The following is a 12,735-nucleotide window of genomic DNA, read 5'->3' as shown; positions in this document are numbered from 1 at the left end:
CCTGCAATCGTTTTATCGCGTTCGGGTGAGGAGCCCTGGAGGTCGCCGTATGTCAGCCATGCACGCTGCTGCGAGCCGCATCGTTACCTTCAGGATCGAAGAAAGAATTTTACCAGTAGAGTAGAGAGGGTGCCGGAAGCCCGGCAGCCCTCCCCCTCGTCAAACCGGACGTGCAGATTTCCCGCATCCGGCTTTCCCGAAAACAGACCATCCCAGAGCGTATTCATTTGAGATAGAGCAGTCCCATTTTGCTTATCTGGGAGTAGAAGCTCACACCATTCGGCGGGCGAAAACCACGCTGACTTCTTCTCTTTAAATGCACTGTTAAGCGATGAACTGTATAGGAGTTGACTTTTCTAAAGGAAGCCGCTGGATAACCGAAGCGGAAATAATTTGACCAGCCGACAAGGGTTCTGTTGATACCGCCTATCATCTCATCAATAGGTTGATAGCACATCTTCTTGCCCGTCATGATCTTAAGCCTATCCCGCATCCGCTGCACGGCTTTCTTAGAGGGTAACACATTCAAATAGTCTCGATTTCTGCCCTTGAGATCGCGATCAAACCGAAAGGTAAACCCGAGAAAATCCAGACTCGCTTTCTTCTCCTTCAAGTTGACTGTCTTCGTCTTGTCACGATTGATCTTAAGACCCATGCGGGCTTCAATGAATCCCTCAACAAAATCGGTGAGGCGATCCGATTGATACCGGGCCAACACGACAAAGTCATCCGCATAACGAACAAGTTTTGCGTTGGCCCACACAGCGGGTCCGTTACGACCATGAAACACCTTATCGAAGTAATGTAGAAACAGGTTCGCGAGCAGCGGGGAGATCACTCCCCCCTGAGGCGTTCCCTGTTTCGATCTTGCGATGCGTGGTGGACTCCCTTTATCGTCGGGGGGTTCAACCACAGGCGTCTTCAACCACATCCGGATCAGTCGCAAGACCGACCTGTCACTGATTCTCTGCTCAACGCAGAGAATCAGTTTGTCATGTGGGATGGAATCGAAGTATCCTTTGAGATCAGCATCATATACAGCCTGAAAACCCGACAGAATATGACTTCTGATTTCTGCGAGCGCTGTATGTGCAGATCTTTTCGGTCTGAACCCGTAGGAACAGTCGAGAAAATCAGCCTCATAGATAGGCTCGATAATCAGGAGAGTCGCCATTTGCACGACTCGGTCTTTAATCGTCGGAATGCCAAGAGGACGGCGTCTTCCATCCGGCTTCGCAATATACTTCCTGCGGACCGGGCTTGGTCTGTACGTCTTCTCTTTCAGTTCCTTCTGTATCGATTCAAGAAATGCTTTCGCACCTCCTTTGCTGTTCTCAATTTGTTTGAAGGTTATCCCGTCAACGCCGGGAGAACCGCGATTCGCTTTCACTCGTGAATACGCCGCCTCCAGAACGTCCATCCTGAAGATACGATCATAAAGCACGTAAAATTTGAAGCGTGGTTCGTTCCTCGCCTTGTGATAGAGTTTCGATCTCAAAAGAGCGAGCTTCTCGGAAAGTCCCTTCTGGTTAAGCGGTATCGCTGCCTCAGTTCCCTTTCCTTCTTCCGTAGAGGATGTTTCCATCAAGCGGTCTTACTCCTTTTCTTATCCAAACTTGTTTTCGGCAGAGTCCCTTCGCTCCACCGGAATTACCCGACTTCCTCGCTACTATGGACTCCTCCGACTCCCGATGAGGATGAGTCACAGTTATGGATTCCTGTCACTCGTTGCCGAATCCCTCACCGGGCCTCCCAGGTTCCTCATGTCTTCCTTCTGCAAGTGCTATCCGCTCTGACCCCGAGCAGCCAGTCGGGTGCTAACCATTGCTTCCCCGACCGTGTCAGGCTTCACCAACTCCGAGAGGCTGGCCGCTGCTAATGGTGTAACGAGGCTCATGTCGGTTCACTTTTGTTACGGCCCTTACATTTGATCCGCGTGGCTTCACCCAAATGGATTACTCCAGCAGATGCACGCTTCACTACCCGCCGAATGGCTAATTGCGGGGTGGGTACCTTTCAACCCACGGGAGAACACAGGCTTATCCTGGCGCACCGGAGGACACGGAGGAGACGGACGGAGAGTAATGAGGGTGTTAGTCGGGTATCATTCTTGTGCGAACTGAGTTCCACTCGCTGGTACAGGAGTCTGCTACTCCATTGAAGAGTTTAATGTCCACGAAAATCACGAAAGACGCGAACATCGAATACAGAATTTTGCCGGTCTTTATAAAGCCTTATCAAGTGATGGAAAAATAAAGTGTCGGATTGGAGGTTATCAGCAGGGGATTTCTTTCGCGCTGTTCGTGTTTTTCGTGGAAAAATGGGTTTGAATTTAAAGCCGATAGCCCCATTGGCAGGTATTGAATTCGACGTGATTAGCGGTATCGGGTGTCCGGTGTCACTCTTCCGCGAGCTGCGTTCCACTCCATGCGACAGAAGACTGCTACTCCTTTGAAGAATCTAATCTCCACGAAAAACACGAACGACGCGAACATCGAATACAGAATTTTGCCGGTCTTTATAAAGCCTTATCAAGTGATGGAAAAATAAAGTGTCGGATTGGAAGTTATCAGCAGGGGATTTCTTTCGCGCTGTTCGTGTTTTTCGTGGAAAAAAGGGTTTGAATCTCCTTCTGTCTTCCTCCGTGCCGCCGTGGTTATTCCTTCTTCTCCTCCCTGGCTTCAGAAGAGCCGGGAACAAGACCCGGTCATTCAATCCCTCTGATCTTCTCTCAGAATAGAACGCATCTCACGCTCGATATACGGAGAAAGCGATCGGGCAAACGTGGCGGTCAGATGATCGCCGTCTCGGTAAACGAGAACATTGCCGATCACAGCCGGGCATTCCTGGCCGTTGCAGAAGAGATGCGTTAGATCAAGCAGATGCACCCCCCGCATCTGCGATGCTTCGACTAACGGGTCTTCATGGCGATCAAGCACCTGCTCGCGCAGGCGGCTGCACCGACCGGGCGCCGTTCGGTTCATGGCGACGCAGGCAGGTACGTCAAGAAGCGGCCGCGGATTATCCCGGATCACGAGAAGCGGTATTCCCCTATCGGCCAGGCGACTCCAGAGCGAGCGATAAGCAAGGACGAGCTCAGAGGTCGGCGCAAGCTGGTAGTATTCGTTGTAGATATGCGGAAGCGCAGCCGATGTGACGACGATATCGGGCTTCTGCTGAATAATAGCGGCAAGCGCCTCTTTCTTCCAGCTTTCGCAATCTTCGCGCACCATGCCCGTCGATCGAATACGCACGACGGAATCGGCGACCATGCAGGCCGATTTCTGGTATACGACGATGCGCCAGTCATGCTTCTCTGCCAGTGCCTGCAGCGCCGGAAGATACTGCGCCGCATGCGAATCGCCAAGAAGCACGATCGTTCGCCTGCCCGTCGGATTGCCGTATTCGCAGGCGACGGCCGTGCCGGTCTGCTTCAGCTCGCAGCCATCGCTATACAGAACGGGGGAATCTCTTTTCGCAAGCAGCGGATCGGGACGCACAGGAAGCGTCGGATCAGCGATAAAAAACGCAGCGGGATCAAGGGCGGCCGCTCCTGGATAGTCGGCGTCGGCAACGACAATGCGCTGTTCCTCTTCGAAGGCCAGACGCTCCTTCTCTTCTTGCCTGTGCATGAACCAGAGCGAGGCGCTTACCGTGATCAGCACAAGCAGGGCGCCAAAAAGCACGGCTCGCCATCGCTGTAGATGTGCGGTGAATAACCCATCGCGAAAGGGATCTTCAATAACATGTTTGCTAACAATGCCGGCAAGAAGCGAAAGAACGACAAGCGTGCGTCCGTCGGCCAGCAAGGATTGCTCTTCCACGATGCCGGGCAGCACAAGAACGATGGGCCAGTGCCAGAGGTAGACCGAATACGAGATATCGCCGATATACTGAAGCGGCTTCCATTTTAGAATATAAGCGGGCGACCAGTCAGAGGCCTGCTCTGAAAGGAGCATGAAGATCGTGCCGAGAACGGGCAGCAGTGCAAGCCATCCAGGGAAGGGCATCGACGTTTTCAAAACGAAACCCGATACGAGGATCAGGGCGAGGCCCGTCCAGCTAAGAAGCCCGGCAAGTCTTCCTGAAAGCGCTCTTATGTTAAACGAAGCAAGAAGAGCGCCGGCAGCCAGCTCCCAGATGCGTGTGCCGCTGACGAAATAGGCGGCGGCGCTGCCCGAGTAGGTGAAATAGATCGAATAAAAGAAAGAGGCGATCAAACAGCTGAAAGAAACCACGGCGAAGACTCTTTTCTGTCTTTCCGGAGTCGCAGCCCGGGCGAGCAGGGCGGCCATTACGGGCCAGACGATGTAGAACTGCTCTTCGATGCTCAAAGACCAGTAATGCTGTACCGGCGACGGAGCCGCTCCGCGATGACCGTAATCCACCGATGAAAGAGCAAAACGCCAGTTCACGACGTAAAGAGCGGCCGAGAGAATATCGCCGGAGTATTCAAGCCGCTTTGTTTCGGGAAGCAGCAGCCAGGAAAGTGCGAGGCTCACGAGAAGCACCACAGTCGCCGCCGGAAGAAGACGTCGAATGCGGCGCGCCCAGAAAGCCACCAGATCAATGCGTCCACCTTTCGCTTCGCGCAGAAGAAGCCCCGTGATCAAATACCCCGAAAGCACGAAGAAAACATCGACGCCGGCAAATCCCCCGGGTAACGCCTCAGGCCATATATGATAGAACAGAACAAGCAGAACGGCGACAGCGCGCAGCCCCTGAATGCCCGGCAGAAAGGCCGATTGCGTATCTTTCATCTGTCAGTTAACTCTTAAAATTCAAAAACGTACCGGAGACTTCTGAGATTCTAATTCCTTGATCAGCGCCGGAATAATAAAATGCCGGGCCGCCTCTTCTGTCGGATGCAGTCCATCGGGCATGTAGCGATCATAAAGCCCTTCATCGCCCAGACGCAACCTCTGCCACTGCGGATACAGATCGATCAGCGTCAGGCCGTTCTCGGCCGCCACGTCTCTGACCGCCTGATAGTACTCGTGCAAACGGAACTGTCGGTTATACTCCGCCTCCCCTTTTGCGTCGCTCATCGTCATCAAGATGATCTCGCACTCAGGTAGGGCCTTCTTCACACGCTGAACCATGCGGCGAAAGTTTCTTCGCGTATCGTCGACGTCGATCTCAAACCTTCTATGCGCGTCGTTTATGGCAAATTCGATGAACAGTACGTCGGGCCGCTTCTGAATCACGCGATCCTCGATATTCATGACGCCCCATTTCGATGTCTGCCCCGACATGGCGCCATTGATCAGATGGATGCGCCCTTTATACCGACGATGGAGCTCCGCCTGCATTAGCTCGGGCCAGGCGCCTTGCTCTGTCAGGCTTGTTCCGTAGACGACGACGGTCAGGCTCTCGCCGTTCGCAAGACGCTGCGTGAACTGCGGCGCTGCGACGAGAGAGGCCGATAGAAGCGAGGAAGCGATGAAGAGGATAACGGCTCGAAGCATGAACGACGATCAGCTTCCCTGCTTCAGCGTGGGAAGGTTCACTTTCTTGATGGCAAAGTCGACAAGGTTGAAGAATTCATACACCGCTTCACGCACCGTGTGATTTTCAAGCCAGGAAGCGTCCTCATAGTTACGATCGAAGCGGATGCGATCGTCGGGATTCTTGATGGCCGATCCTCCGCGCTGCATCTCTTCGATGTGCTTGCCGAGAAATGCCTTGAAATCGCGGAACACGTCGTTCGCCTCGAATAAGAAAAGACGACTCTGCTTGTTCTTCATTTTAAAGAGCTGTTCGCGAAAATCGGGCTTTTCAGCCGTCGCATACTCTTCGATCGTTTCGGTCAACGTCTTGAGCGAACGAACAAGGTTATCCAGCTTGAAACGTAACGCCTGACGTTCCTGAGTCGAGGTGAAATCCATGCGCATATGCTGCTCGGTCAGAGCCGGCCAGTACTCGCGAAGCAGGATCTTGATTACCGAGGCGACAAAGTTGACGTCGGGATCGGTGCTGTGCGGCGAGGCGCGTTCCTCGGGAATCCGCTCGGCAATGCTTGTCGGTGCGCCGGCTTCGGGCGCAGAAGGGGAACTGACGGTCGTCGCAGCCGGACGCTCCGCTGCAAGCGTGCCCGACATACGCCGTGCCAGCTGGTCGACGGTTTCTTTTTCGGGACGATAGTCCGGGATAAGCTCTTTCAGGCGCGCCCTGTATCGCCCGATATCCTTCTTCACGCGCTCCACCTGTGTGGCGTTCGAAGAAGTCCGCACGATGATCTCCATCTGCTTGAGGAATTTAATCAGCTTCTCTATTTCATCGGCGCTCATGCGGATCTCCAGACCCATGATCCGGATGCGCAGACGAAGATTCCAGCATTTTTCTCAAACGCTGATCTCTTTTTTGCACCGGACGCCCCAGTCGCTGGCCAAGGCGCATGGCCAGATACCGACGCAGCGAAGGATACGAAGAAACATTGTAATGGTGTAGAGCGGTCTCGGGTTCGGATTCCTGATAGAAACGCCCGAGCAGGGCGCGCAGACGATAATCATCTCCGGCAAAACTGGCGATATAGCGACGAGCCGCTCTCAGCTCTTCGCCGGGCTTCTCGTCGAGCAGGAGTTCTTCAAAGTTATTATACAGCTCATGCTCCTGTCGCTGTTTCAGGGATTCGTCGGGCGCAGCGTCGGATTCACCGGCCGATCCCGGCTCAGTCGTCGAGCCGTCGTCGATGCCGTTATGGTGCAATAGCTGTTTTACCGCACGAGCCCTGACGGAGCCATAGAGTGCTTGAACGTAACGCAGGCGTCTGTGATGATCGTGTGCATCATCGTCTGACGCAAGGCGTGCGTACAGAGAGATGCGATCGTTCAGAAGAGCGACGCGCATACACTGTTCGGCCATGCTTCTGACGATACGCTGATCTGATCCGCTTTTAGCGAGAGCCTGATACAGGCGGAAGGCAGTGAACAGACGTCCGCTGCTTAATAGAGCCTCGAATACATAGAGTATAAGGCTCTGCATCGAACGACGTTCAAGGGCGATGGCAGGCGATCCCACAACATGATAGAGCTCGCTAAGGATCGCAGACCCGGATCGATTATCGAAAAGCGAATAAAAGAGCGCCGCCCCTGAAGAGGTTTCGCCCGGCAGGCGCCGATAGACAACATCGCCTTCGCCGGCAAGGGCCTGTAAATCATGTAGTGTCTCGCTATCAAACGCTGCCATCCAGTCGTCGATGATGGACGATCGACGTAGCGTCGGATCAACCGTACAGAGCAGCACAGAGGAACGACGTAGAAACAGCCCCGCCCTGTCGCCGAACATGGCTGCAAGACGAAGGGCCTGTTCGTCCTGCATCGATACGATAAGAAAACGAAAGATTGTCTCGACGATGGACGATAGTGAAAGAGATGAAGAAGGAGATGAAGCAGGTAACGTAGAGAGCGCTGTGCAGATCGGCTTCAAGCCGTTTTCCAAAAGCTCGTCGCTTAATGGCAGAAGCAGCTCTTTTTCCTGACGCTTGAGAAAGACGAGCGACTCAGGCGTGGAAAGCGCCCAGGCTTTATACAGGAAGAAAGGGCGACGATTGATAATCGCACGCAGACGGCCTTTCTGGTTGCCGATCACAGAAGGCAGAAGAATGTTGCCATAGAAGTCATCGTGTCTTGCAAAGGGAGCGATATGCTCCGCATAGAGACTCAGAACGGCCGAAAGAGCTGTCATCGGAGATCCATGTGAAGAGAAAAATCGAGAAAAGCAATACTATTTCTAAGAATCATCCTGTGAAGTTGATTTATTCGGCCTTCTCGTCGAAAAGTCGGCCTTTATATCTTGTTGCTCTTATAAGCCTGCTTCCCGTTTGTTCGTCGCTTTCGGCCCATCCGCTCAATGTGGAGATCTACGATCTCGTTCGCTCCGGCCGGTGGTCGACGATCATCAGTCAGTTCCGCAATCGCACGCCGTCCGATCCGGCGCAGCGTTATGCCCTGGCAAGAGCGACAGAAGAGGAAAAGCGTCTGCTTCGCAATCCCGATCCCGAGCAGACGAAGGCCGTCATCGCCGAATATCTGCGCGCTGCTGGGCTTTTTTGTGGAAGCGATCTGACGGTCTGCGTCGAATCGGGTCGTGCAAACGGCCGCGGCATACTTCGTAATCTTGCCGTCATGCGTGCCGGCGAGCTCGCCGAGAAACTGCGTGATACGCGACTGCGCGCAGGCATTCTGCTTCAGGCCGATCTTTCGCGCGACAATCCCGTTACCCGACGCATCTTTGCCGATACGTTGCTTGCGCTTTTCAATCTGCGTCAGCTCGACCGCGCCCACGCTCACATGCAGCGCAACACATCGATCACAGGCGGGTCGGTCTACCATGCCCGCGGAAAGATCTACGCCGGCCTGAACCGAAAGCAGGAAGCCATCGACTCTTATATCAAAGCAGCGTCAGACACCAATGCCTCCTGGCTTCTTCGCGCCATTCATAAAGATCTGACGGCCGTCGCTCCTGATTATCCGGCGACGCCCGGCCTGACAGATTGGGAGCGACGCTCGGCCGTTCAGTTTTATGATCAGATTCCTGTCGCCCGCATCGGTATCTCTCCGACGACGCTGATCGCCACCACATCGGCCGATACGATCCGGCAGGACGGCATGTATCTGATTCGATCGAATCAGGAGCGGTATCTGAAAGACCTTGCCGCCCGCGGTTATACGTACCTTTCGCGCGAAGCGGACGTGCTCAAGCTCTGGGTGGACGAGCTGGCAAAAAAGAAGAACAGAGCCGTCGCCCTCGATCTGCTGCAACAGTTCGCCCATACGCGGCTCTATCACAGCGGGCTCTGGAAGGCCTACCTTGAACTGCTTGAGACCGGGAATCGCGAGGTATATTTTAACGAGCTGCTTGAATACCTCGTCGTCCATCACTCCGACATTCATGTGCATGATCGGCTCATCAACTTTCTGATCGGCGATCATCCCGAGCAGATTCGCTGGGCCGATCAGCGACATTGGGAAACGGCGGCAACTAAGCTGCCCAAACAGCCCGGAAGCGGTCGCTTCGTTTACTGGCTCTGGAGATATTATACCGAGAAGTATCCGGGGCGAGCGAAAGAGCTGGCCGAGAACTTTTATCGTTATGCGCCGGGCTCCTATTACTCCGTTCCCTTCTGGGATAAATCCACGACGAAGGGTTATGAGGCGGACTGGAATAACGTTTCAGGCGTCGACGGCTACTATCGCTGGATTTCGGCGCATGGAGGCAACGACGACGCCCTGCGCTTCCTTTCTCGTAAGAGCCTGTACGGATACTACAATCAGGACGCCGTCCGTCTCTCTAAAGAGCTGTACATGGACGGCAGGCCGGTGGATAACGAGATCGTCGAGATCCTTGCTCTTGGTGAATTCACTCTCGGCTTCGCCTATTTCAAAGAGAAATACGGCGATCTGCCCGACGTCGATTATCTGAAAAGCCTCGTTGCTGCCGGCATCCAGAGCCGTAATCGATTCGTCGAGGTCTATTATCTTCGCACGCTGCTGCGAAAGCTGAACATTCCCGAAGATCCGTTTGTACTGCCGCCTCGCCTGCTTGAGGCCCTTTATCCGCGACCCTACCGTAGCGTGGTGCAGCGTTATGCGCGCGACTACGGCATGCACGAAGATATGATCTACGGTCTCATGCGTCAGGAGAGTATGTTCCGCGAGGTCGCCGAAAGCCGCTCGGGCGCTCTCGGTCTGATGCAGATCATGCCGAAAACCGGCGCCTGGCTTGCCGGGCGCATGGGGATCAAAGAATACGATCTGACCGATCCCGAAACGTCCATCAAGCTCGGTACGAAGTTCTTTTCGGATCTGATGCGCTCCAGCGACCGCGACTTTCGCTGGGCGTCGATCTCGTATAACGGCGGCCCGGGCAATATGCGCAAATGGAAGCGGCAATACTACAGAGGCGACTTCAACTATTTTCTCGAGGTATTACCCGTAGAAGAAAGCCGCAACTACGTGCGTAAGACCTATGAGAACTATCTGCACTATCATGCAGCCCGCATCCTCTATGATCCAGGAATCAGGTAGGATTCTTGAATGAAGTCCGCATCTCTATTTCCTCTTTTGAATATCGCTGAGCATAAGGAAATCCACATGGCCATTTACGGGAATGCCCGGGATCTGTATCTTCTTTGACATGCCCACCGTGCGGATCTGCTGATATGTGAAGAGCATGAGAGCATTCTCGTGCACAAATCGGTCAAGGTCGGCCAGCGCCCTTCTATGCGCCTGCGCATCTGTCAGCTTCATGACCGCCTGATAGCGACGGTCATATTCAGGATCGTTCAATAGAGAAAAAAGACCGCCGGATGACAGAAGGAGACCGGCATGAAAAGCCGTCGTATAGATGGGATTATCCACCATATTGAAAGCCATGTCCCCTTCATAGGGATGGCCTGTTATCTTGCCGACGACAACACGACGGGCCCACTCCGGCCTTGAGACGACTTCGATATCCAGGTCGACGGAAATCGTATGTAGCTGCTCCTGTATGGTACGGGCAACGCCCTCGGTCACGTCCGAGGCGATGGCTTTAAGAGAAAAGCCCTCTTCAAAGCCCGCCTCTTGCATCAGCTTGCGCGCCAGCCTCAGATCATAAGGGTAAGGCTGAAGTTCTTCACTGGCGCCGAAACTTCCTTTTAGCCCGAGAGACGCCAGAGGCTCGCCGTTTCCGTTTTCCACGGACTGAATCAGAGCTTTGCGATCAATGGCATGATTCAGGGCACGGCGCACGCGCACGTCGGCAAGAGGGCCCTGATTTTTCATAAACACCCACGGGCTTTGAAGAACAAGCCGCTTCTCAATGATCGCCTCTTCTGAGGCGGCAAAGAGCCCTTCTTTGCTGCCTGAAAGATAGGGGGCAATATCGACATCGCCTGAAAGCAGAGCATCCGCCCACCGCCGCTCCGGAAGGATCTTAATACGCAGAAACGAGTATGAAGGAACTCCACGTCTCCAGTACGATGCATTTCTTCGAAGCAAATACTCCTGCCCGGGGGTATGCGAAACAAATTGAAACGGTCCGGTGCCGACAGGATGCATCAGCGCCTTTTCAAGACCGACTTTACTGACATAGTCTTTCGAGCTGATCAATCCAAAGAGAGTTAACCTACGAAGAAGCATGCCATCAGGTTCAGATGTACGCACTCGCACCGTAAACGGATCAAGGACCTGCACGTCACGGATGACCGACATAATCCATGCGGTCCCGCTGCCCACTTTCGGATCAAGAACGGTTTTCAGAGTAAATTTAACATCTTCTGCCGTGAACGGGCTGCCATCGTGAAAACGTACGCCCTTCCGCAGCTTGAATTCGATCGTGCGATCATCAAGCTGTGTCCATGCAGTGGCCAGGCCGGGTACCATGTTGCCCTCAAGATCGCAATGAATCAGACCGTCATAGATCTGGCTTTTCAATGAAAAGGAATCCGGATCAAAAGACGGACAGAACGTGCTCAGAGCCGGCACATCGCCCGAAAACATGGTGACAGTAACCTCGCCTTTTCGCCGCTGCTCCTCTTTGTTCTGTTCTGCAATCCTCACAACATCGGTTCTTGTTTTAAGAACGATGTCCTTGAGCTCCTCGGAGTTCACCGAAATCTTGTTAACAGATTCGGATGCCTCAAGAGAAAGACGGTAAGAACGATCCAGCTTCGAGATGATCTTCTTGAGATTCTCCACCTGTCGATCCGAAAGCTCTTTGATATGACCGCCTCCGGTGGCGATGTTCTGCACGGCGCCCGTGATCTCTTCCATGGTGCTTGCATGTCGCTCCATGGCTTTTGAAATATATTCGATATTGTCGGTCGTGGAATGCACGGATTCGGCTATAGAGTGCAGAGTTCCGACCATCTCCTTCGCGCTTTCAACGGCGCTATTGATGTTTGCACTGGCATTCTGCACCTCGCCTGAGAGATTCTTCATCTCCTGCCGTGTGCTCTGTATCAGATCGTGTATGGCGCGCGTAGAGGTCTGAGATTTCTCGGCCAGTTTTTTCACTTCATCGGCAACTACGGCAAACCCCCTGCCTGATTCGCCTGCGCGGGCCGCCTCGATAGCGGCGTTAAGCGAAAGCAGATTCGTCTGATCTGAAATGTCGTCGATGACTTCGGTGATCTGCCCCACCTTCTCGATGGAGCCCTCCAGTTTCGTGATCTGATCCTGAATGCTTGCAAAAACGGATATGATCGATGCCACATCGACACGATTCCTTTCCATCAACTCGCCGCCGCGAGCCGCACGTTCGCTCATGCTCTTTGCGTTATCCGAAGTTGCGCCGGCATTACGGACGACTTCAAAAATCGTGTCGGTTACGGATTGAATGGCGGCCGATGTCTGTTCCGTAGAGCCCGCCTGGTCGCTGACCTGATCTACGGCCTGCAAGGCCAGATTGTTTAACTCGGCAAGACTTTCCTGAACATCAATGACGCTGTTGATCTGATGCTTGATCGCCTCCTGTATGATACCGACATCCTGTACAAGGCTACCGACATAGCTTTCGAGCCGACTTGCCGTGGTACGAAGATCTTTGATTCGATTTATATTCTTTCGCTCGTTTCTACGAAACCTATTCAAAAGGATAACGGCAACCAGTATCAAAAGACCGACAATGCTCGCCCGGGCGATCAACCATTGATAGGCGGGCAGTAATTCGGGATGCCAGTATCCCAGGAGATCAATACCGAGACCGATGAGAGCGATCACGCCCGCGATTACATACCATAGAACCATTGTT

The 12,735-nt window shown here is 53.6% G+C and carries 7 protein-coding genes; 1 reads left to right on the top strand and 6 read right to left on the bottom strand.

Annotated elements, in window-relative coordinates; translation table 11 throughout:
• Window positions 1-223: 223 nt before the first annotated feature.
• From ltrA to LEPIL_RS06055, 5 genes are all read right to left on the bottom strand, one after another.
• Entirely contained in the window at window positions 224-1,585 is a 1,362-nt protein-coding gene (gene ltrA, locus LEPIL_RS06075) for a group II intron reverse transcriptase/maturase (protein ID WP_002769328.1), read from the bottom strand.
• A gap of 1,126 nt (window positions 1,586-2,711) precedes the next feature.
• Window positions 2,712-4,760: an acyltransferase family protein gene (locus LEPIL_RS06070; RefSeq protein WP_002770958.1), complete on the bottom strand. Its 2,049-nt coding sequence runs from the start codon at window positions 4,758-4,760 to the stop codon at window positions 2,712-2,714.
• A 21-nt stretch (window positions 4,761-4,781) separates the two neighbouring features.
• Window positions 4,782-5,468: an SGNH/GDSL hydrolase family protein gene (locus tag LEPIL_RS06065; protein WP_002770956.1), complete on the bottom strand. Its 687-nt coding sequence runs from the start codon at window positions 5,466-5,468 to the stop codon at window positions 4,782-4,784.
• A gap of 9 nt (window positions 5,469-5,477) precedes the next feature.
• Window positions 5,478-6,290, bottom strand: coding sequence for a hypothetical protein (locus LEPIL_RS21740; RefSeq protein WP_002770954.1), 813 nt, complete (start codon window positions 6,288-6,290; stop codon window positions 5,478-5,480).
• Window positions 6,277-7,686, bottom strand: a complete 1,410-nt coding sequence (locus LEPIL_RS06055; protein WP_002770952.1) for a hypothetical protein — start codon at window positions 7,684-7,686, stop codon at window positions 6,277-6,279. The genes LEPIL_RS21740 and LEPIL_RS06055 overlap by 14 nt, the downstream gene beginning before the upstream one ends.
• Window positions 7,687-7,697: 11 nt before the next feature.
• On the opposite strand from LEPIL_RS06055, the gene LEPIL_RS21735 reads away from it, so the two are divergent.
• Entirely contained in the window at window positions 7,698-10,028 is a 2,331-nt protein-coding gene (locus tag LEPIL_RS21735) for a lytic transglycosylase domain-containing protein (protein ID WP_002770950.1), read from the top strand.
• A gap of 24 nt (window positions 10,029-10,052) precedes the next feature.
• Here LEPIL_RS21735 and LEPIL_RS06045 read toward each other — a convergent pair whose 3' ends face one another.
• Window positions 10,053-12,731, bottom strand: coding sequence for an ABC transporter substrate-binding protein (locus tag LEPIL_RS06045; RefSeq protein ID WP_002770948.1), 2,679 nt, complete (start codon window positions 12,729-12,731; stop codon window positions 10,053-10,055).
• Between the last annotated feature and the right edge of the window lie 4 nt (window positions 12,732-12,735).

It is taken from the genome of Leptonema illini DSM 21528, from assembly GCF_000243335.1.
GTDB classification, from domain to species: domain Bacteria; phylum Spirochaetota; class Leptospiria; order Leptospirales; family Leptonemataceae; genus Leptonema; species Leptonema illini.
This window is presented reverse-complemented; position numbering and strand designations above follow the sequence as displayed.